This is a genomic window from Eisenibacter elegans DSM 3317 (assembly GCF_000430505.1).
Taxonomy (GTDB): domain Bacteria; phylum Bacteroidota; class Bacteroidia; order Cytophagales; family Microscillaceae; genus Eisenibacter; species Eisenibacter elegans.
Genome location: NZ_KE387153.1, coordinates 113050 through 135325, shown reverse-complemented (window position 1 = coordinate 135325; position 22276 = coordinate 113050). Strand labels below are relative to the sequence as shown.

General features: G+C 43.5%; 21 protein-coding genes. 3 read left to right on the top strand and 18 right to left on the bottom strand.

The features are described 5' to 3' along the window. Positions 1-177: 177 nt before the first annotated feature. Genes cas4 through G499_RS0114220 form a run of 9 tightly spaced genes read right to left on the bottom strand, consistent with a single transcriptional unit; the run spans position 178 to position 9373 of the window. Positions 178-774, bottom strand: coding sequence for a CRISPR-associated protein Cas4 (gene cas4, locus G499_RS0114260; protein WP_245576746.1), 597 nt, complete (start codon positions 772-774; stop codon positions 178-180). After that, positions 771-1061: a CRISPR-associated endonuclease Cas2 gene (gene cas2 / locus G499_RS0114255; RefSeq protein ID WP_027000497.1), complete on the bottom strand. Its 291-nt coding sequence runs from the start codon at positions 1059-1061 to the stop codon at positions 771-773. Before cas2 ends, cas4 begins: the two co-directional genes overlap by 4 nt. Continuing rightward, positions 1058-2086, bottom strand: a complete 1029-nt coding sequence (gene cas1 / locus G499_RS20160; protein ID WP_035727688.1) for a CRISPR-associated endonuclease Cas1 — start codon at positions 2084-2086, stop codon at positions 1058-1060. The genes cas2 and cas1 overlap by 4 nt, the downstream gene beginning before the upstream one ends. A gap of 11 nt (positions 2087-2097) precedes the next feature. Next, complete coding sequence (locus G499_RS0114245) at positions 2098-2763, bottom strand: CRISPR-associated endonuclease Cas6 (protein WP_027000496.1); 666 nt, start codon at positions 2761-2763, stop codon at positions 2098-2100. Next, the gene (locus G499_RS0114240) at positions 2760-4994 is read right to left on the bottom strand and encodes a CRISPR-associated helicase/endonuclease Cas3 (RefSeq protein ID WP_027000495.1); all 2235 of its coding nucleotides are present in this window, start codon (positions 4992-4994) and stop codon (positions 2760-2762) included. The genes G499_RS0114245 and G499_RS0114240 overlap by 4 nt, the downstream gene beginning before the upstream one ends. Next, positions 4984-5721: a CRISPR-associated protein Cas5 gene (gene cas5, locus G499_RS0114235; protein ID WP_027000494.1), complete on the bottom strand. Its 738-nt coding sequence runs from the start codon at positions 5719-5721 to the stop codon at positions 4984-4986. Before cas5 ends, G499_RS0114240 begins: the two co-directional genes overlap by 11 nt. Before the next feature lie 11 nt (positions 5722-5732). Further along, on the bottom strand, positions 5733-6641 hold the full coding sequence (gene cas7i, locus G499_RS0114230; RefSeq protein WP_027000493.1) for a type I-B CRISPR-associated protein Cas7/Cst2/DevR: 909 nt from the start codon (positions 6639-6641) through the stop codon (positions 5733-5735). Then, a complete protein-coding gene (locus tag G499_RS0114225; protein WP_027000492.1) occupies positions 6628-8469 on the bottom strand; it encodes a hypothetical protein in 1842 nt (613 codons plus the stop codon). Before G499_RS0114225 ends, cas7i begins: the two co-directional genes overlap by 14 nt. 4 nt (positions 8470-8473) lie before the next feature. Then, the gene (locus G499_RS0114220; RefSeq protein ID WP_027000491.1) at positions 8474-9373 is read right to left on the bottom strand and encodes a helix-turn-helix transcriptional regulator; all 900 of its coding nucleotides are present in this window, start codon (positions 9371-9373) and stop codon (positions 8474-8476) included. A 393-nt stretch (positions 9374-9766) separates the two neighbouring features. On the opposite strand from G499_RS0114220, the gene G499_RS22430 reads away from it, so the two are divergent. After that, on the top strand, positions 9767-9898 hold the full coding sequence (locus tag G499_RS22430; protein WP_281171877.1) for a hypothetical protein: 132 nt from the start codon (positions 9767-9769) through the stop codon (positions 9896-9898). Continuing rightward, positions 9880-10011: a CRISPR-associated protein Cas4 gene (locus G499_RS21570; RefSeq protein ID WP_245576745.1), complete on the top strand. Its 132-nt coding sequence runs from the start codon at positions 9880-9882 to the stop codon at positions 10009-10011. Before G499_RS22430 ends, G499_RS21570 begins: the two co-directional genes overlap by 19 nt. Before the next feature lie 147 nt (positions 10012-10158). On the opposite strand, the gene G499_RS0114205 is transcribed toward G499_RS21570, so the two are convergent. The 9 genes from G499_RS0114205 to G499_RS0114155 all read right to left on the bottom strand — a co-directional run bounded on the left by G499_RS0114205 (position 10159) and on the right by G499_RS0114155 (position 20821). Continuing rightward, a complete protein-coding gene (locus G499_RS0114205; RefSeq protein WP_154658472.1) occupies positions 10159-11220 on the bottom strand; it encodes a hypothetical protein in 1062 nt (353 codons plus the stop codon). A 122-nt stretch (positions 11221-11342) separates the two neighbouring features. Continuing rightward, positions 11343-12419, bottom strand: coding sequence for an aminotransferase class V-fold PLP-dependent enzyme (locus G499_RS0114200; RefSeq protein ID WP_027000489.1), 1077 nt, complete (start codon positions 12417-12419; stop codon positions 11343-11345). Between the two features lie 114 nt (positions 12420-12533). Beyond that, positions 12534-13670, bottom strand: coding sequence for a tetratricopeptide repeat protein (locus G499_RS0114195; RefSeq protein ID WP_027000488.1), 1137 nt, complete (start codon positions 13668-13670; stop codon positions 12534-12536). 87 nt (positions 13671-13757) lie between these two features. Continuing rightward, on the bottom strand, positions 13758-15218 hold the full coding sequence (asnS, locus tag G499_RS0114190) for an asparagine--tRNA ligase (RefSeq protein ID WP_081413815.1): 1461 nt from the start codon (positions 15216-15218) through the stop codon (positions 13758-13760). Positions 15219-15476: 258 nt separating this feature from the next. After that, positions 15477-16085 (bottom strand): 3'-5' exonuclease, encoded by a 609-nt coding sequence (locus G499_RS0114180; protein ID WP_342663940.1) that lies wholly within the window; start codon positions 16083-16085, stop codon positions 15477-15479. A 69-nt stretch (positions 16086-16154) separates the two neighbouring features. Continuing rightward, positions 16155-17054: a mechanosensitive ion channel family protein gene (locus tag G499_RS20155; protein WP_051296281.1), complete on the bottom strand. Its 900-nt coding sequence runs from the start codon at positions 17052-17054 to the stop codon at positions 16155-16157. A 30-nt stretch (positions 17055-17084) separates the two neighbouring features. Next, positions 17085-18071, bottom strand: coding sequence for a cation diffusion facilitator family transporter (locus G499_RS20150; protein WP_081413814.1), 987 nt, complete (start codon positions 18069-18071; stop codon positions 17085-17087). 324 nt (positions 18072-18395) lie between these two features. Next, positions 18396-19148 carry a ceramidase domain-containing protein gene (locus G499_RS0114160; RefSeq protein WP_081413813.1) on the bottom strand — a complete coding sequence of 251 codons (753 nt, stop codon included), beginning with the start codon at positions 19146-19148 and terminating at the stop codon, positions 18396-18398. A gap of 164 nt (positions 19149-19312) precedes the next feature. Next, positions 19313-20821: a flavin-containing monooxygenase gene (locus G499_RS0114155; RefSeq protein WP_051296279.1), complete on the bottom strand. Its 1509-nt coding sequence runs from the start codon at positions 20819-20821 to the stop codon at positions 19313-19315. 785 nt (positions 20822-21606) lie between these two features. Here G499_RS0114155 and G499_RS21275 point away from each other — a divergent pair. Continuing rightward, positions 21607-22101, top strand: coding sequence for a TM2 domain-containing protein (locus tag G499_RS21275; protein WP_051296278.1), 495 nt, complete (start codon positions 21607-21609; stop codon positions 22099-22101). Positions 22102-22276: the final 175 nt, after the last annotated feature.

The following is a 22276-nucleotide window of genomic DNA, read 5'->3' as shown; positions in this document are numbered from 1 at the left end:
ATTATCAGAGGTTTGTGTGTTTTTAGGTAAGCCTAAACTCGAGCCGATGTTGGGCTTTAAGCCTTGTTTGAGACTGTCTTTAGGGGGTTTTCCGAATTCATAACTCATTTGTAATGAGGGGTTTATAATTGAAAATCGAAGCGATAGAAATAAATTAGTGGGTGGTATTCGTGCGTATTATCGAACGCATATATTTCGGTAAGTGCAATTTAAACATTTTTTTCGATATTTGGTAGGTTTTGGAAAACTATTGTTGGCTATAATATCGCCAATGGCCTGTGCGGCTTTAGCAACCAATTTTTTGTCATTAGTTTTGATGGGCACCTCCACTAGCTTGTTTTGGCTTCTGGTATATACTAGAAACCCCTTCTCAACTTCGTACTCAAAATTATCCTCTATCAGCCAAGCATAGCAGTATAGTTGTGTGAGGTATGTATGGTATACCTTATCGTGGTATAGCGCAAACTTGTAATCTAAGGGAGCCATCGTGTGGTCAGCCAACAACAACACTTCGTCTACCCGTCCACGCACAAAGGCGTTGGTCAGGTATTGGTCGAGGTATTTGTCTATAGCACCAACTCTTTTTCGCAAGTATGCTTTGTTGTTTTCAAGCTTTTGGTCGTGTAGCGCTCTTCCGCGCATTACCTTGTAGTTTTTGGTTTCATACTGCGGAATCGCCAATACATATTCAAAATAAGTGAACCTTGGGCAGTATAAGTATTCTATGATGTGTGAGGGAGTCAGGCTGATAGTGGGGGTGTCTGAGGATTTCATAAGAAGAGTATCTTTATTTGGTCTGTAATCAGTTTTTTATCAAAAGCCTGTCCAAGCATCTGACACTGTTGTAGTTGCGTTTGATTCATAGCAAAGAGGTATACCTTATCTTTGTCTTCGTCTATGAGCGCCCTTATTTTGAGACCCAAAGTATCACGCATGTCGGCCTCTATTTCGCCCAAAAAGCAAGAATACTGTACTCTATGTAGCCCTGCTTGTTTGCAGGCTGTGGCTACCTTGGTACGGGCGCGGTCATTTTCAATATCATACAGAATCCATAAAATCATCGTTGGGATGTGTTTTGGGGTTCAAAATCAGTTGTCTCGAGTAGTATTTGTGCAAATCGGTGGGCTTCGAGCTGAATGATATTGCCACGTGTCTGGTTGCGGCCACGATAACGGATTGTATCTTGGTCGAGATATTCCCCAAAAGCTTGCATCAACAGCGCCTTCCCCTCCTTGTTGAGTGATACACCGTTGGTGATGTCATCGGTATGCGATTTATTGATTTTCTTAGCGGCCATAAGCCTGAAGACGGTTTTGTCGGCAAAGGTTCTGAACGGCTCAATAAAATCGAATACAAAACTGAGCTGATTGTAATCATCCCGATGCAAAAAGCCTACATATGGGTCAAGCCCGGCAATGATGAGCGCTCGCTCCACACGGGAATAGAGCACCCCATAGGCATAATTGAGCAAGGCATTGAAGGCATCTTTTGCAGGTCGGCTGCTTCGACCTTCAAACCGATAGGCTTTGGGCAACACAAAGCTCAGGGTTTCAAAATACAATCTTCCGGCTGTGCCCTCCAGCCCACGCAAGGTATCAGCTATATGGGCTACCATTGTGCCCTCTAGCGCCATTATGGCGGTTTTGAGTGCGCTGAGTTTGTCTATTTTTTCTTGTAGGTAAGGTAGATGTTGGGCGCGGTGTTTACCCAAACCCTTGACAAATAGCAACTGATTTTCGACTTTGTGCCCCACCCAGTGCTTTACAAAGTCGATAGCTCTAGGTGATAGGCTCGCCTCTAGTTGTTTCTTTCGGATTTTGGTGGTGCTGCCTAGCTTACTATGCCAAACACGCCCTAGCGGATGGCCATTGTGTTCCAAAAATACAATATCGATATTATGATACATCGCTAGTTTGATAGCATCTGTACTCAAGGCTGTGCCCACAGCCATCAATATACTCTTGACTTTGTGTACGGCAAAATGGTGTATCTGCGGCTGTGTTTCCCCTTTGGGCTTGAGCCTTACCTCAAACATCTGCTCTTTGACGTGCAGGTAAGCTCCATAAGAGTTGATGATGAGTTCCATAAGCCTTCTTTTTATACCTGTATCACCGCCCCATAGCCTCTGGATACTGCCTTGCCAATGCCCAAAAGCTTGGGAATTTGCATATTACAAATAAACTGCCCCGAAAAAGCCAGCATTTCTTCGCCTTTAAACTTGGTGCTTTTCTCCAAAAGTTGCGATTTGACCATAATTTTATCCTTGACCGTATAGCCCAGCCCTTTGGAAAGCGAGATAAGGTTGGCTGTCAGAATCTTTTCCAACAGCTTTTGCTTCTCTTTGTCGTCTTGTAGATTTTTGTAGATTTTATGGTTCTCCTGATTGAGTCCCAACCACAGTGTTTTGAACTTATACTGAAAAAGCTCTTCATTTTTTACTTCGAGGGGGCTTGTGAGCGCTTCAATATTTTTGCTTTGTATGAGGTATTTCCTGCCCGATAGGTCTATTTCTTTGATTTTCAGAAAAAGTTGTACCAATAGTTGCGCCCCCTCATTAATGCCCAGCAGCGTGGGCACTTTGTCTATCACCTTGTATTGTACCAAAGGATAGCGATAGATGCTTTTGCCATCTTCGTAGTGGTTGTGCAACAAAGGAGATTGCTCTTTGAACAAATTACCAAAATAACCTCTTAGCTGCTGCGCTGCCGAAGTCGGTAATTTGATTTCGGGAAACCGAATCAGGGTGGTGGAGATTTGGGTCATAGGATTGTACTTTGGTTACCTGCTTTTTTCTTAAATTTCAAACCTGTATGCTCATCATAATCACATTCAAAATATTTTATCCATTGATGCTCCGTGTCTTTTATTATTTTACCTGATAACATTCTTTTTCTTGTGATGGCAAGTTCATACCTTGACTTTTCAAATATTGATGCACCTACCAACTTTTCTTGGAATACATCAGGTATTATATTTTCACTATCCAAACCTTCACGAGTGTAAGATTCCTCCAAGCCTAGATTATCTTTGATAAAATGAAGATTATCTCTTTGAATTTTTTGATAAGCTTCCAAACCTTTTTTGTAATACTTATCTTCGTTGATATTGTAGTTTTCATAAACTTTTTCTACAAGCTCAATCAGTTGGGCTTCTGTGAGTTTTTTTCCGTGTAGTTTCTTTAGTTCATCAAAAGTACGACTCAAAAAGTTCTCCTTGTTATAGATAGCTTCCTCTGTAATACTTTGATGTTTGAATACGACTACCTTTGAATAATCCTTGAGTCTTTTCCTATTTACTCTACCTGCTCTTTGGATAATAGCATCTATGGGGGCGTTTTCGGTAAATAGAACATCAAAATCAATATCCAAAGAAACCTCTACAACTTGTGTAGCTATTAAAAGTACTTGCTCATTTGATTTTTCTAATTCAAGAATTCTTGCTTCCTTCTCCAAACGGTCTTTTTGTATGAAACGTGAGTGAAAACAAATTACATTTTCACACGAATTCTTATATTTTTCGTACAATCTAATAGCTTCATCAACCGTGTTTACTACCAGCAGCACTTTCTTTTTCTGTGACAACTCAGATTTTATTTCGCTATCCAATTCATCTATCAAAGCATCTCTAACCTCAAAAGTATTACGGGCTTGTTCAAGCAATTCTGAATCTTTGATTATTCCTTCATCTGAAATATCTAAAGTTTTTTGAAGCAAATTTTGAAGCTGTTTGGGCATTGTAGCCGTCATTATATAAAACTCTGTTTCAAACTCTTTCTTCAAGTATTTGATGGTGGCTATGAGCAAACCCAACGTATAAGGTTCGTACAAGTGTACTTCATCTATAATAACCTTTGCCTTCAATAAATGAAAGGTTTTTATTTCCCAAAAGCCTAAATTAAAGCCCTGTGTAAGCACTTGGTCGATGGTACAAACACTCACATTCTTAAAAAAAGTCTTATCTTTTAGATAATCCCCTTTACTAAAGCCATCTTCTAAATTTTTTCTGAATAGAAATGCTGACGAGTGAACGACAGCACAGTTGCTTTTGTGAAAGTAGCTAATCAATCTTTGATAGATAGCATTAGAAGTTACCCTTGTGGGAAGAAGGTAAATAATTTTCTCAAATTCTTTTTTTTGGGAAGCCCATAGTAAAGCTGCTTCGGTTTTTCCACTTCCAGTAGGGGCAATAGCTAATACAGAGCCTTGCCTAATGCTTTCTAGTTGAAATCGTCTAAAATTAAATTTATTGGCAATTTGTATCTTTCCATCCTCTCGTAATTTTTCAACAATTTTATCTCTTAGAAAATCTTGCGTAAATATTAATCCTTTTGGTAATTCTTGATGAGCCGATGCTGTCCAATCAGCAATATTAAGCAATGCTTTATATAAAATGTATTCTTTGCGAGTATGGAAAGCATTAATTCCTATATTTTTACGAAAATTATCAAAAAATTTTGTAAATTTATAGTACAGAAAATTGATTCCATCATCATTTTTTTGAAATTGCTTTAATATATTCTTTCCTAAATCCGCAGGTAATTCTTTTAAATGATGATTTTTTAGTTGCTGATTGAACCAAACAAATAGATTTTTCAGGTTGTTCTCATCAATACGTATATCTGCTTTACTATCTTGTTCTCTAAACAATTCGTCGGTCAAAGGCTTATGATGACTAAATACTGCAAACAAGCTATTAGGTTCTTTTTGATATTCAGAAATATTATATGCCAATAAAATCATTCCTGATAAAAACTCGTGGCGTATGTAGTTTGTATCGTATTTTTTTTTCGCATGCATTACATCTTGAAAGTTATCAGCTACTTTTCCAAAATCGTGAAAAAGAGCAGAAAGATACGACTTGCTCCAAAAATCATCGGATTGATTAAGTACTTTCTCATATCTTTTTTTTAAGTATTGCCACTGAACTACTACATTGGTAGTATGTTCTACCAAACTTTCTTTTGGGTCAGACTTTGCTAAAATATTATCCAGCATAATTTAGAGTTTTTAATGGAAATACAGGAATAAATTTGTCTTTATAAAAGATACCTTGCTTATCTATATTCAACTTCATAGCATTTCCTATAAAAGAAATTTGCTGGCGTGCAACTACTCTCCTTATACCATAATCAGTTTCATACATAAAGCTTGTTGGCAAATCAAATACGATAGGCTCAGAAGTTGAATAGATAGAGAAATTCATATCTTTTTCTACATTAGATAGTACTTCATCTATAATATCGCCTTCTATCAGGCAGTTTTCTATGAGTCTTGAAGTGGCAACTTCTTCGTAAAGTTGTGTCTTTATCACTTTAGCCACAGAGTCATTATTCCCCAAACTAAGGGCATATACAGGACTCAAAAAGGCTTGTTCTATTTCTTTTACCTTGTCTGCATTTTCACAACCATACACCAAGAAAAAGTGATTGTCATAAAGGATTTCCTTCAGGACAATACTACTTTCTTTACCTTCTTCATTCGACAAAGTTTTGTACTTCCATAAGTCTTTGGTTTGTCCTCTTGAAGTACCATATACACCTATCCAAAAAGTATCTTCTTCAAAATAAGCCTGAGCAGCTTTAGGACTAAAGCCTAATGCCGCCCCCGCCACACCAATCAGTGTTGTTGGCGGGGGCAGCAATAAAGATTTATGGAAATTCTGAAACTCTGGGTTTCTGAAGGTTGCTGTTTGTGTGTGAATTTCTATGACACAATATTGCATATCAAATTAGTTTATTTGTAATATTCTTTTATCCAGTTGGCAATCGTGGCAAAACCTTCTTTTAGATTTTTCACGTTTTCTCCTAACTCAAAGACTGCTTCTTGCCCTGCAAAGACAGCATCTTGAATAAATCTTTCGTAATCCGACAATACTGATTTTAGTTGCTCAAAGTTGATTCTCCCATCTTTTCCTATATTTACAGCTTCTAAAAAAATCGGATTTTTCACCTTCATACAAGCCGCTGCAATAAATTTAGGTGATATGTCAGCTAGGAAGCGTGTCTGTCTGCCGCTACTCCATAAGTTTTGGAAAGCATCTAAAAATGCCAATACCCTTCTGGCTTTTTCTTCGTTGGATAACTCACCTCCTTCAAAACCCTGTCCGCTTCCTATTCTGTCCAACTCTATCAAAATAGTACCTCTATAAACTCCAGAGTGTACTTCTGTTTCAAAGATGTTAGGCTGTATATCTTCTCCCTTATCAGTTTTATAGCCTTTACCCATAAAATTTGTGGCATAATCTAAATCTCCTTTGTAATCAGACAAAGCTACCAAAGCCTCTACTCGTATCGGAGAGGTACGCACTGTGGAAGTACCCTTTGTTTTTTCTTCTTTGGCTGGCGAAGCGTCCATATAACCAAACAAGTCGTCTTCAATATATTCAAAAGGTTTAATTTGTGTTTTTGGTGCTCCTTTTTTAGCACTCGCTTCCTGAATTTCAGATTTTGCAAATCCCATCTCTATTAAAATATCTCTTAAAGCACGTCTAAGAGCCTGTGAAGAAACATAGGGCAACTCTTGTCCGTTGCTCAAAGTTATTTTTTTAATCGGATTGATATTATCCACATCTTTGTCGGCTCCGTTGAGGCTTGCAAAGCTTACTTTTGAAAGGTAAGTGATAGTAATACTATTTGTTTTCATCTTTTTTATCGGATTTAGATTGTAAAATAGAATTAAGTATATTTAATGCACTAATAACAGCAAATTGCTTAATGAACTCGTAGGTTTCCTCATTCAAGCCTTCTAAAAGCTCATTACTCACTACTATACCATACTTGGTTTGTAGGCGAATAATTGCTTCTCTAAACTGCTCAGCATTACGAGCTTTGTGCAAGCCAATAATGTAAGTTCTTGCTTTTTTAGCATTGGCTGACTTATCGCCCCCATCGTAGTTAGAAATGCTAATACCAATACTTGAGCCTAATTTGATGGCTCTTTCTTGCAGGCGTTGGAGTTCTTCTTTTTCCATAGGTTGATACATTATGGGTTCGTACAAATTAACTAAATCTAAAAGCATTTTAAAGTTCTTAAAACCAATAGCATCCCCAGAATTTAAGTAGGTGAAGCAATTGTAGAATAGATTTTCTATATCAGTAAGAATAGATTTTTGCTTGAGTATTTTTTCAAGGATACTATTTCTGACTTGCCTTTCTAATCGGTAAGAATTTTTTGAATTCCTGTCTGAGGTTTTTATAAATTTCAGACTGCTCAATATTTGAGAAAAGACTATACCATTCTTTTCCAGATGAATAATTAGTCGAATCGTAAATTTGAATTGATTGAAGTTTTCAAAACTATTAGGTCTTAGTGTGGAGGCAAACTCATCAGCCTTGAATGAAACCAAGTTGAAAGACTCTTTTTGGGTGCTCAATGCTGCAAAGATGTCATCTGGGGCTATTTCTTCAGGCTTTGAAATTCCTTTGTTGTAGAGTATCTGATAATATATGGTATAAATCAGCATAAATAAAATTTCAAATTGCTCAGAGTAATCTTTGCTGCCCTCATCTCTTTTATCAGTATCTTTTGCAACTTGTTTGAAGCTGTGAAGCTTGAAATTAGCCATAAAGTTATTTTCTAACATTTCATAATCACTCCTAAAAATAGACTTGTAATTTTGATAAAAACTTTTCAAGCTTACTAAGCTATTTGAATCAATCAAATAACACACTAAAGACTTTAAACCAGCTATGTACATATAAAAGCAAAACTTTGGTGAGAATCGGCTTAGATACATAGCTTTCCAACTTATTTTTTTATCACTATCTTTCAAGAAAGAAGCAAAATTTAATAGTCCTGCAAAAAAAGGAGATATATTAGTTGTATCAACCAGTTTTTTAAAACGCTCTCCTGTCAGGTAGCAAATATCATTTCCCTCTTCAAAATACTTTTTATCTATATCAATTCTTGTTATTTTGACATAGGGCTCTTCAAAATAAAGTTGCTCTAACAGCTTCATACTGTTTTGCTCAAAGTAATCTACAAACTTTTGCACAAGTTCTGTTTCTCCTTGCTTTAGGAGGTATTTTCTTCTTTTTGTATTCTCAAATTTTATTGTTTTCCCAGCAGCATTATTAGTTATCAAAGCAGCCAAACCATACGTATTCATTGCAGGAAACCTTACAAATCTATTTTCTGATGAAATATAGTATGCGTTTGAATTCTCTTGCAGTGCCTTTTTATTTGCTGTATCATACACTTCTCTCCCCATCAAATAATACACCTGCTCCAAAATCTCAAGAAGGCGATTACTTCTGACCAATAGTTGGTCTTTATTCAGTTCATACCAAAGTTCCTCATCTGAGAGCTGCGTTTCTGCATCAGGAAATTTGTATCTTTCAAGATAGTGATGTAGAGCCACTATTCCTGTATTGAGAAACACATTAGAAGTCCTCTTAAAAACTATTTCATTCATATCTCTACCATTTTTATTTTTACAAAAAAAGTCAATCTCATTGACAGGGAATGTCAATGGGTTATAAATCCGTATTTTTAAGGCGTTGTTGGAGGTATGCCTTGAAGTGTGGTGGAGCAATAATTTTGATTTCGCCCAATAGCCCCAATACAAATCTACCTATGCCACGTTCGTCTTGGACTGGGATTTTCGCCAGGTATCCTTCAGGGTGATGGGCTATATAAATTTGGGTTTCGGGGTATTCTTCTATCATAAGACGGTAGGCGCGATCAGAAAGAGCCAGTACTACCTCAAAAGGGTTGCCTACCATTCCAAAAACATCTGGCGGCAGAGCCTCTCCGGTATAGCTTCGAGCAGTATCTAGTAATGTTACTTGTTGTAGGCGTGATGGTTTGAATACTTTTACGATACCGGCTTCAGGGTCGTATGCTGATAGGCGTTGATAGTTTGGGGTAAAGGCTAGAGGCTCTACTAGCTTGTTGCTAATGTGTTGGCTTTTTACAGAGTGGTAGTTTTTCAGGAGCACCTGTCGATGATGGGTGATAGCATCAATGAGGGTGTTGATGTTCCGTACAATTTGTTGGCTACGCAACAAGGTATTGGCCATAGGCCGAAATATAGAATGGTGATATAGTTTTTTGAGGATAGGCTCTTTGAGCGGGTGCTGAGCTTCTACAGCGCTTTTGATAAGCTCTTGCAAAAGCAATGCTTCTTGTGGGCTAAAACTACTTTTGACTGTGCCATCAAGGTCATCTACAATAAAATATCGATCATAGAAATCTTTTTCTATTGGGTAGCCCAATTCTTCGAGCAGTATTAAATCTCGGTAGATAGTGCGATAAGTGGCACTAAGGTTGGCCGCCAGTTGTTTAACCGTCTTAGGAGGTTTTTCAACCAACATCTGAATCAACTCAAAAACGCGCTTTATTCGCCATTGTTCACGGTTATCTCTTTGTATCATAGACTATAGGTAAAAGTAGCAGTACTGCTATAAATATAGCTATATGAGTCTTGAAATACAAAAAATTTTTGAAAAATAAATATAAATGGCTGAGGATGTGAAAAAACCGTCAGGTGTAAAAAACCAAAAGCGTATGAAGAAAGCACCCCCTCCTCTTCTTCCCGAAGCAGTCTATACTTTCTCCGCAAGTATGTCGATTACATCTATCCCATTGCCGATACTTATGTATACTGTTTGATGTCTAACTACTTTCACCTGATGATCAAAATAAGAAGCGAAGATGTTGTATTGGAGTTTTTGCAGTTAAAATAACCAACCCTTGGAGGGTTTTCGAACGCTATCAGCAAACAATTCTCTCACTTTTTTAATGGATATACACAGGCTTATAACAAAATGTATGGCCGAAAAGGCAGCTTATTTATACCCAACTTCAGCCGCAAAGCCATCACCGACGACCAATATTTCACCCCACGGCCTGTGCCCTTGTCTGTCGGCGTAAACTATGGTTGTTTGCGCAGGGACTGACTATAGAACACCACTCCGACCTGGTGTACGAAGGCCGCTTGATAGGCGAGACGAGCTACCCACAGCGGTCGGAGCGGCACCAAGAGTTTTGCTTTGCCGGAGAGGCGGAATGATAGGGGACATTTTTTAACAAAGTGTCTCGGAGCTCCAGCTCCGAGACAAGCTGCGGCTTCATTTTGGGAATACAACGAGACTTAGCGCCCACAGTTGTGGCTGTGGGATTTGAAAAATGTCCAGTGGTGTGAATTGTCAACAAGCGCTTAGCTATCCAACCACTGCTCAATCACGACTAAGTCTAGCTGTGGGGCAAACATCTTTTCGTACACCCCTTTATTGATTGAGATCAAGTCCCAGTTCCAGTGAGTTTCGAAGCGCAACAGTAGGGCTTCGTCCCAAGGCAGGGCGGGGTTGGCGCTGAGCTGCTCCCAGTCCCAGCGGTCTTGGTATTGGGCGATGAGCTCTATATCCCAGGGCAGGGCGGGATTACAGCTGAGCATTTCCCAGCTGAGGCGATGTTGGTATTTTTGGAGCAAGGTCTTCGACCAAGGCAGGCGGCTGTTGTCGCTGAGGCCGTCTTCGCCCCAGTCAAGCTGGTCGGCATATTTTTCGATCAAGTCCATACTCCAAGGGAAGCCTTCATTGGCACTAAGCGAATGCCAGTCAATATGTTGAGCGTGTTTTTGGATAAATTCAGCCCCCCAGGGCAGACTTTCGTTGTAGCAGAGCTGTGCCCAGTCGAGGCGCTCTTGGTAGCGTTGTAGGCGCTCATAAGTCCAGAGGATACCTTGGTTTTCGCAAAGCCTGTCCCAGTTCCAGCGGTGTTCAAAGAGCTGCAAGAGTTCTTCGTCCCAAGGCAGGCCGGGGTTGCTGCTGAGCTCTTCCCAGCGCCATTGTTTTTCGAAGCGCATGAGCATCTCGGGAGTCCAGTTGAGGTGTGGGTTTTCGCTCAGGTGCTCCCAATTCCATTTCTTGGCATAGCGTTCTAAAAGGTCGATGCTCCAAGGCAGGGCGGGGTTTTCGTTGAGGCCAAACTCTTGCCACTCCCAGCGGCCTTTGTATTTTTCGATAAGGGCTTCGCTCCAAGGCAGGGTGGGGTTTTCGCTGAGCAAGTCCCACTCCCAGTAAGGCTCAAACCGGCGCAACAGTGTCTCACTCCAGGGCAGGACTTCGTTTAGGCTCAGGCTTATCCAGTCCAGCTCTTCGAGGTAACGCTCTAGTTGTTCGGCGCTGAAAGCATAGTATTGCGACAACATCGCGTTTACATCCAGCCTGTTGGGCTGGTGTAGTGTCTCCAATAGAGACAGAATTCGTCTTTGACCCATAGGAATCGAGTTCGACTTGTAATAAAAGTATGATAAAAGGCTTAGCATCGTAAGTGCAAAAAAACAATCTTGCTTTCAATTGTACGCTAAGCCAGTAATATCAATGTGTTAAGTTTTATTCCCTAAAATCTATATTGATTTAGCAAATCTATCAGGCCTTGGTGGGCTTCTGTGGCGATGGCCGGGAAGTTGGCCACCCGCAGGGTATGGTGTTTCCAAGCGCCATAGCCATTGCCCAAGGTCATTCCGGCTGTGGCGGCCTTTTGATATAGTTGTGTCAGGACTTCGGGGGCGGCTTTGATGGCCAACACAGTAGGGGCACGCACAGCTACATTACTAACCAGTAAGGATAGCTGAGGGTGTGTTTCCAGACAAGCGGTATAAGCCTGGGCCTGTTGTTGGAGGCGTTGGTGGGTAGTGCCAATGGGCGGGTTGTCGGCCAGTGTGCGGGCGAGTAGGTAGATACCCAAGACATTGGGCGTATGGGTAGTTTGTTGTTTGCGGGTGTTTTCTACCTGTGCAATGAGCGAGTGGTAGTAGCGCGTTTCGCCTTGTTGGTAGGCATTCTGGATGGCCCTAGGCGACACAATGAGCAGCCCCATACCGGCAGGCAGTCCCAAGCATTTTTGTACAGAGGCATACCAGATATCTCCTAGGTGCCAGGGTAGGCGTACCCCACCCATTGCCGAGGTTGCGTCTACAGCCACTAGCGTGTGGGGGGCGTTCCGGCGCAGTACTGACCAGAGCTGCTCCGGCAGTTGGGTGGCGTTGGAGGTTTCGACATAAGTCAGGCAGAGCAAATCAGGCGGTCGGGTTTGTAGTTGGGCTTCGAGCAGGGGCGAGGGGTCTTCGTCGAGGCCAAAGGCCAAGTGCCTCACGACGGCCTCGGGGCGGAGAGCTTGGGTATACTGAGCCCATTTTTTTCCAAAATCCCCGCTGTAGAGGTGTAGGCTTTCGGAGAAAGCCAACGACAAGGCCAAGCTCTGCCAACATTCTGTGGCCGAAGACACACAAATCACCTCATATGCTTCGGGCACTTCGAGTTGCTGTTGGAGTAGCTGCTTGGTCTGAGCCCAGAGGCGCATAAAGGCTTCACTGCGGTGGTTGCTGCTTAGCAGGCCTTCTTGGTAAGCCTCTTGCACGTACTCGGGGATACGGGGATATACTTCTGAAGGGCCGGGGTAAAACGAAACAGGCATAACAAATCGGACTGGGTGTGTGGGTGTTTTGTGTCAAATACCAAAACAACAACAGCCCTCGCCGTTGGGCAAGGGCCGTTAGTCAACAGATGATCTGAAGAGCGCAAGCGCGGCTTAGTTCATTGCGTCTAGCTCGGCGGTTACTTCTTCGAACTTATCGTTCATTTTGAGTCTGCTGTAGATACCTTGCAAGGCAATGAGTACACCTTGGCGAACATTAGCATCTTGTACGTTTTCGGCACGGAGGGCTTCAAACAAGGTCAATGACTCACGGAATTTGTCTTCTACTTCCTTTTCCTTTGCTTTACCATTCTTGGCATATTCTTTATCATCCATATTGCGTACTTCTTTCAGAATAGCCGCAGCTTGGTTATAAGGAAGTGCTGCCAAGTTGTAGCGAGCGTTTACGTGCTTGCTGTCTATGCTGATGGCTTTGCGGTAACATTCTTTGGCTTTGTCAGTATTGCCTGATTTTTCGTAGATGATGCCTAGGTTGTATACCAAGTCAGCATCATTGGGGCTGTCAGCCACTGATTTTTCCAAGTCGCTAATGGCTTGCTCTAGCTTGTTTGTACGGATATAGTACTCTACAGTGAGGTTGCGTATATCCTTGTTGCTAGGGAATTCGGCTAAGCCTTCTTCCAAAGTTTTTCCGGCAGACTCGTTGTCTTCTTTATCTTGGAAATAGAACATAGCCAAGTTGATGTAGTAGTTGGCCTTTTCGGTTCCCAAAGCTTGGAAATCAGCGGGGGCATAGCCCAGTGATTTTCGCATCAACTGCTCGTATTCGGCTGTTTTATCGAGGCGATAAGCCACATCAGCCGCATATACTACAGGAGTGAGGCTGTCGGGAGCTACTTCAGAAGCCAAGCGGAAAGCTTGATAAGCGGGCTCAAACTCGTCTTCTTGATAAGAGATAGCCCCTGCGCGAAGCGCAGGATAGTATAGGCCGGCAAGGTCAGCAGTAGCTGACTTGGAGCCTAGCTCGTTCGATTTTTTGTAAGCTTCATAAGCAATAAAAACCGCGTCGGGTACTTCGTTGAAGAAGATACCGGTTTGATCATTGGCAATGTCGCGGTGAATGTCTCCACGGCGTTTCCAAGTCGCGGCTTTGATGTTCTTTTTAGCGTTAAGGATGTCCTTGTCAGATTTGTCTTTCATAGCCAACAAATTGCCTTCTTGTGCTTGGATGCTCAAGCTTAAAAACAAAGCGGCTACAAACATAAGCGCGGTTTGTGCTGTTTTTTTCATAGTTTTAAGAGTTATTGTCCAATGGGGTAACCTATGGCAAAGGTATAAATAAAACCTTGTTTGAATCAAACAAAGGACTGTTTTTGTTTAAAACTCGGCTCCGTTGGGGTATCGTGGGAAGGGAATCACATCACGGATGTTGCCCATTCCGGTTACGAACTGCACCAAACGCTCGAAGCCCAGCCCAAAGCCACTGTGGGGTACGGTTCCGTATTTGCGTGTTTCCAAGTACCACCATAGTTCTTCTTCGGGGATATGCATGGCCTGCATCCGCTCGCGGAGCTTGTCGTAGCGTTCTTCGCGCTGTGAGCCACCGATGATTTCGCCAATACCCGGGAAGAGTACGTCCATTGCGGCGACGGTTTTGCCGTCGTCGTTTTGGCGCATATAAAAGGCCTTGATGTCCTTGGGGTAGTCAGATACGATGACCGGCTTTTGGAAGTGTTTTTCGACCAGATAGCGTTCGTGTTCCGACTGTAAGTCAATCCCCCACTGTATAGGATACTGAAACTTCTTCTTTTTGTGGGGCGTAGAGTTGAGCAGTATCTCAATGGCCTCTGTGTAGGTTACGCGGGCAAAGGCGTTTTCGGCTACAAATTGCAGGCGCTCCAACAAGCCCATGGTGCTGCGTTCGGCTTGGGGTTTTTGGTTGTTTTCTTCTGCGGCACGCGCATCGAGGAAGGCCAAGTCTTCAGTACAGTGTCGCAATACCCCCTTGACCAAGGAGCGGATAAAGTCCTCGGCCAGCTCCATATTGTCTTGTAAGTCGTAGAAAGCCATCTCAGGCTCTATCATCCAAAACTCTGCCAAGTGGCGGGTTGTGTTGGAGTTTTCGGCTCTGAACGTAGGCCCGAAGGTATAAATCAAGCCCAGCCCCATAGCCCCAAGCTCTCCTTCGAGCTGCCCCGAAACAGTCAGATTGGTGGGCTTGCCAAAGAAGTCTTCACGGAAATCGATGCGTCCTTCTTCATCACGGGGTGGGTTATCAAAAGGTAGGGTAGTTACCTTAAACATCTCGCCTGCGCCTTCGGCATCCGAACCAGTGATGATGGGGGTATGGAGGTAGAAAAACCCATGTTGGTGGAAGTACTGATGAACGGCAAAGGCCAAGGCATGACGGATGCGGAATACTGCCCCGAAGGTATTGGTACGGAAGCGCATATGTGCCTTTTCGCGCAAAAACTCTAGGCTGTGTTTCTTGGGCTGTATGGCGTAGTCTTGGGGCGATTCGCCCAAAAGTACAATCTTGGCAGCTTCCATTTCTACTGCTTGGCCGGAGCCTTGCGAAGGCACAAGCTTACCTTCGATAGCCAAGCTAGCCCCTACCGTAATTTTACGGAACAGCTCGTCGTCGTGCTGTGTAGGGTCGGCCACGATTTGAATATTCTTGAGCGTAGAGCCGTCATTGAGATTGATAAAGACAACATTCTTGTTTTCTCGTTTTGTACGTACCCAGCCGCGAAGGGTCAGGGTCTGCCCTACCAAAGAACTGTCTTCGAGAGCTTTGCGCACATTGGGGCGCTCAAAAATAGGCAATCGTGTGTCCATAAATTGTTTGATTCAACCAAATAGATTCAAGACAGACCTCTTGTTGAGACCTGTTCAGACGACAAATTTAATGTTTTTTGACAAAAGCACAATTACCACAGAGGTACACCACTGGACATTTTGGGGAAAGCTGCCTAGGGTGTGCGACTGTAGTGGCTTTTTTGAACAAATACCCTTTTTCTACCTAGGGCACACAACTATGGCGCTAAAAAAGCGCCGTAGGGGCATTCTGTGGCCAGATTTTTCTTGAGTCTTCCCTTATATTTTTAGCGTTTGGGTATAGGCAAATACTTTTTGGAGGCATTTGGCCGTCAAGATGGCATCTTCTAGGGCATTGTGTGTTTCGCCTTCACGCTCAAAGCCAAAAAATTTTGCCACAGCCCCCAGGCTGAGCGAGCGTGGCGTGTCGATGCCATTGTTTTTGAGGATTTCAAACAAGAAGAAAGAGAGGTTGTGCAAGTCCAGTTGTTTGTAAGCAAACTCCCAAGAGCGCTTTTCCTTTTTATAGGCGTGGCGCAAGAAATTGACATCATACATCACACTTTGCCCGCCTATCACAATGCTGCGCAGGCGCTTACGGTCCTGGGAACTGCGCCCTTGAATACCCATTTTTTCCAATATCCAATCCTCAAAGTCTTCCAATACTTCGTGAAGCATAGGAGCATCTTGTAGTTCGTCCCAAGTGAGGTCGTGTATACGTTGGGCAGGGATGGAAAAACTTTCTTCATTTTCGGGATAAACATCACTGAGGTACTCACCCTGTATGTTCCAGTTCTCATCACACAAAACAGCGCCTAGCTGTATAATTTCGTTCCAACCTGGCTCTGGGCCGGTCATCTCAAGGTCAAAAACAAGGTATTTTATCATTGTGTCAGGTTTTGTATTGAGCCGGCAATACTACGCACAAAGGGGGATATTTTGCAAAAAAGCCCCGATTTATTGGCTCTGTCGGTGAATATATTCGATGAGTTTGCGGGCGATACGCCGGCGGATTTTGATTTCGATGTCTCTGTCAGTGCTTTGGCTGTTGTATTGAAAGCGTAACAGGGCGTGGTCTTTGTAAATCTGTACTGTTTTGAGGTTGTAGCTATTAGGCTCTATATAGGCACGGTAACGCGGCTCTGTCTCTATGGCCGCGATAAGGAACTGTTCTAGGTGTTTTACGTCGTGAATGTATGGATAAGCAATTTCGAACTCAAAGTTTATTTTCTTGATGGCTCTCTTGGTATAGTTGATGATATTGGCATTGAGCACGGTGGTGTTGGGAATATAAATCAGCTCATCATCGTCTGTAGCCAGGTGCACATTCAGCAGCGTGATGTCAATGATTCGCCCTCGGAGCTGATCTATTTCGATATAGTCGTTGAGCGATATCTGGTCGGCAAACATAATGATTAAGCCATTGATAACATTGTTGATATAGTCTTTGAGGGTGATGGCCAAGGCTGCCGCCACAATACTCAAGGAGGTAAACAACTGCCGTACATCGACCTCAAAAAGCAACAGGGAGGTCAGAAAAATCATCACATAAAACAACAACGACGCAATGCGGTTGATACCCAAGACAAAATTGCTCCGAAGCCCTACCCGTTGGTTGCCTTGCACATAAAACTGCAAGATGGCCAAGCGGCTAAAGTTGATAATAAGCCCCGAAATAAGAAAGAAAGCCAGCGCTTGCAAAAACTTCTCGGGAACGTGGAGATAGGTTTTGATAAAATTATTGAATCGGTTGTTCAATAACAAAACCCCAATAAGAAAGCTGCTTTCGAGAACGAATATCAATCGAGAGCGCCAAGTAGGTTTATAGAAGGCTTGTGCACGAAATAGGTTGAGCATAAAGTAAGGTCATCTGAGGTGCGAAAATATTCAGGTTTGGTGTGGCTCTTTGGGGATGATGCTGATGTGGGGCATGATGATATCCGCTTTTTGCAAAACCGCTTCTGCTGATTGGTAGAGCTGCCGATGGTTTTCGGCTGATAGGGGAGCCTGAGTCTCTAGGCTCAGGATGGCCGCGTGATGCTCCCCATCGAAGCTCCAAAGTTGGAGCTTGCTAACCGACAACACATTGGGCAGGGAGGCCAGTTGCTGGCGCAATAGCGTTGTATCTACCTGAGTAGGAGCAGCCTGCATCATCAAGAGCAAGCTCTTGTAGGCTGTCCGGGCAGCATTACGCAAAATATACAAAGCCAAACCGATAGAGAGCAGCGGGTCGAGCCAAGGCAAACCCCAGACCCACATAGCCAAGCTGCCAAGCAAGACAATCACCCAGCCCAGCGCGTCTTCTAGTAAATGTAGCCTGACGGCCTGCTGGTTGAGCGAATGTTTGTGGCCGCGCTTGAGGCGCAATACCGCCACACCATTGACTACAATGCCCAATACCGCCAAGGCTGCCATTCCTGGGGCGTGTACAGCTTCGGGCTGCCACAGACGAGGGATAGCCACCCACAAAATGCCGATACTGCCCACCAAGAGCACCCCGGCTGTCAAAAAAGCTGACAAGACCGACAAACGCCGGTATCCAAAATGGAAGCGCTCGTCGGCAGGGGCTTGCGCACGTCTTTCCAAAAATAAGGCCAAGCCAATGCTGAGTGTGTCGCCTAGGTCGTGTAGTGCATCAGACAGAATGGCGATGGAGTTGGTCCACAAGCCCCCCACAAGTTCTATCAGCGTAAAGCTGAGGTTGAGCAAAAAAGCCACCCAAAGGTTATCACTGACGCTATGCTGATGCCCACACGCGCTATGGATGTGTGTAGGGGCTTTGTGTGTTAGGGGAGAATGTGTTCCCTCCGAAGAGTGATGATGGTGGCAACATTCCGTTGGAGATGTTGTGTTGCCCGAGTGTGCGTGAGCCATTGTGTAGGCGAGCCAATGATAAAAAACGAGGTCTAAAAGAGCCTAATCTCAAAAGGCTAATGCTAGCCCTGTATCTACTTCAACGAAGCCAGAGAGCTTGCATTGATGTTTGTAGAGCAAGAAAGTACATTTTTGATAAAGCTCTAAGGCCAAAAATAACAAAACTTTACCAAGGCGCAAAACAGTAACAAACGCCACCGAACATTTTTGAAAAAGTAGCGACAACCGCACAGCTGCGCACAATCCAACCGTCAAAACTCGGAAGACGCGCAGGGATATTTGCCACTAAAAACAACGGTGTTTACAAGGGTAACAGTGTAGACATTATTGATTTACAAGGACTTTAGATTTTTTGAGGTGAATTTTTCCTTGACTTCGGATACGCTTCCGCGCATTGAACTGTAAGTCGGTATGGTATACATATTCTCCCAAGAGCCAAGCACCGACCGCAGTAGCAGTATGCCATAGCCAGTGAGTACCCATAGGCATCCAAGAAATATGCACATATACATCAATGTAGCGGAAAACCAAGGCTAAGATAAAGCTCCCGATAGCAAACAGGAGGTAGGGCGCGTGTCTGAATTTGGATTGGTACATCAACATCACAGCAGGTAAGAACATTACCGTTCCCCGCAAAAAATAACTAATATTAGTGGCAGTATGCCCCCCAATGTAAGTGCTATTGAGGTATTGTACTATCAGAAAGACTGTGATGATACCGGCAGCATATTCCCACCGCTTGGTTACATTGAGCCAAAAATACACACTCAGAGCCATCGTCAATACCAAGATAGGCGCTACATCGAGCCAAAGCAGCCAAGGTGATACACGGAAGGCGTGAAACAGGGCGCTGCCTATACCGCCCAAGAACAAGAGAGGCAAGGCCAAACTCAAAAACCAGTGTTGGTGATAACGACCGCGCAATTTATAAGCCCAATACACCACCGGTATCAGAAAAAGGAGGGAAGAAATAGCATTCCAAGGCTCTGCTATAGTTTGAGAGAGGTCTGTTTCGCGGTAAGGATACCCCCCGTCGGATAGGGGTTGCATCGCGTGTAGCAATACCGATAAATACATAAAAACGGTGAATTGGAGGTAAGTAGTCAAGTTCTACAGACACACAATTTAATTGTTTGAAACAACAACTAAACCGAATGTTTTTTGTCAATAGTCTACTAAGTTACTAATTGTTATGTCAAGACAACAGTCTTTGCTATGGAATTGTTCTCAAAATACAGCCTTTACCCTATTGTGGCTAGGGTGGTTTGTGTGTTTGTCTTTAGGGTATATGCCTGATTATCAAACTTTGCGGTAATCTGCCTGAACTGGTAGTTCAGCCCTGGATAGAGCGTAGTGTTTTGCCCGGCTTGGTTGAGATACCAGCTCTTACATCCTGATAGCCACACGGTTTGTTGCATTTTTTGCTGTAGCTCGACATTATAGGCGGCTTGTGCTTCGGCTTTTAGGTCAAGATATGCGCCGTTGGGTTGCTGTCGCAAGTATTCGAGGTAGGACATTGCATAGGCCACCTGTGATTCGGCGATATGGACGATAGAGTTGTGCCCACCGCCAGTATTAGGTCCTACCAAAAACAACCAGTTGGGATATCCGCTCACCGTAGCGCCTTTGTAGGCCTGTGCACCAGTGCGCAGCCATTCGTCAAATAGGTTCTGGCCATCTAGCCCACGAATCTTCATATCTACCACAAAGTCAGCAGCGACAAAGCCCGTGCCCAAAATAATGGCATCGACAGCGAGGCGTTCCCCAGCCTTGGTACAGACCGCATCGGCAGTGATGCGCTCAATACCCTCTGTATGTACTTGTACTTGAGGGAGCTGTAGAGCCGGATAATAATCATTAGAAATCAAAATACGTTTACAACCTATGGCATAGTCGGGAGTCAGTTTTTGGCGTAATTCAGGGTCAGAAACGGATTTTTGCAGGTATTTAAGCGCTTTTTTCTGCCCCCATTGTTGGATAGTCTTATTCCCCATAAATAAAAGTCCGCGTAGCTCATTGGCCCAATAGATGGCGTGGCGCAAAAGCCGTTGTGTCAACGGAAAACGCCGGAAGAGGCGTTGCTCCCAAGCCCGCACAGCACGGTCGGGCTTGGGCATAATCCAAGGAGCGCTGCGCTGAAACAGGTGTAAGGCCGATACCTTAGGCGCTATCTGAGGCACAAACTGGATGGCACTGGCTCCAGTGCCAATTACAGCGATGCGTTTGCCCTCCAAGTCATATGTGTGGTTCCATTTGGCAGAATGAAACACTTCCCCCTGAAAATCAGCTAACCCTGGTATATCAGGGTAGTGTGGGCGATTGAGCGGACCCAAGGCTGCTACAACAGTTCGAGCCGTGAAAATCTGCCCATCAGCAGCCTGTAGCTTCCAGTAGCCCCCGTCTTGTTCAAAATGAGCAGCAAGCAAGCTTGTCCCAAGGCGCAGGTGTTGGCGCAAACTGTAGTGATCCGTAAACCTTTTGAGATACGCCAGTATTTCGGGTTGTTGGGGGTACATACGCGACCAATGGGGGTTGGGCGCAAACGAAAACGAGTAGAGGTGCGACATAATATCGCAGGCGCAGCCAGGGTAGGTATTGTCGCGCCAAGTACCCCCTACTTCGTTGGCGCGTTCCAAAATCACGAAAGAGCGTTGCCCTGCCTCTTGGAGGCGAGCCGCCATCGCCAAACCCGAAAAACCAGCGCCAATAATGGCGACTTCGTATTGATAAGGAGGGGAAGAAACAGCCATAACTAGAGACTGGGGGGGGAGTAGTATGATGCTTGGCAAGTTCTTATTTTTGAAACAGCTTTCCAAATAAAAATGGGTGAAAAAACATAATACACTATCTTATTTGTGATGAAGTGTGTTGCGAATAAGGGGGGTATTCAAAAAAAGCCACCCAGAGTTAGCTAATTGTGTTTTTTGTAAACGGAGGATAGCTTATTTATTTTGGGTAGTCAGTCTCCAACGGTATTACCCCCTTCGGGGATTTGTTAGCAACGCAGTTGCGGTAACATAGGTAGAAAACAACATTTTTAAAAAAAGCAACGTATTTGCGAGACTATGAGAAGCCAAGGGTATGGCCGCACCACTGGTCGGTTTCCAAACCTCACTGAGGCTTATGTCTCATCCACGCCACTGGATATTTTTCAAACTCCATAGTTAAGAGCTTCTCTAAAAATTCTCCTCATCGACACCAAAACACTGCTTTTTGGCTGCTAATTCATTAAAAATGCTCGCCGTAGCCTTCCCACGATTAAAATCGTGGGCTAAACACAAGGCCTACGCTTTTTGCCTAGTATCAGCACAAAAAGCAGTGTTTTTGAGCGCCACGCTGAAAATTTAGACAAGCGCTAAAACTATGGGCTAAGTCTCATTGTATTCCCAAAATGAGGCCTCACTTGTCTCGGAGCTGGAGCTCCGAGCTACTTTCTCCAAAATGTTCATTGGCGTATAAATTTGGTATAATTTGGATAAGAACCTGAAATTCAGTTTCTTGCTTGTAATCATTATGGGCTAAATAACAATACCGTATGTTTAGAAGCACCATCTTTATACATCTTTGTAGTGTACTATTGGGCTTAGATGTGGTTGCCAGTGCGGCTACCCTAACTTTATCACCCCCAGACTCCTTGGTAGGTATCAGGCAGATAACCAAACACACTCCTGTTGCTTGGACAGACCTGCATCCCCAACCCAATACTGAGTCTGTAAAACAGTTACAGCAGCCTAAGAAAGATATCAAAAGAACAGGCAAGGGTAAAAAACTATTGCAACATAAGTTCTGGTTTAGGGCGCTAATTCTTTGTGGGTTTTTTGGAATGTTTGGATTCCATCGTTATTATCTCGGATATACTTGGCAAGGAGTCGTGCAGACCTTGACCTTTGGGGGTTTACTTATTTGGACGATGATTGACTTTGTCCATATCTTATTCGGCAGATTACATCCCAAAAACGGCGCATATGTGGAGAGTACTTTGAAAAAACTTTTGAAGGAATATAAGGACAGTAGGCAGCACCGACCTTAGATGCCGATGATGAAGGGCAGGCGCAAAGAGCCCTATAAGAACACATCAAACCCACAATGTTTGCGTTCTTTGCTTCAATAACAAAGGGGGAAAATGAGTACAACAACGACGAAAGTCAAAAATGCCCAGCGGCATACAAGAATATTAAATTCTATCCATCTTCAAACCAAGTAAA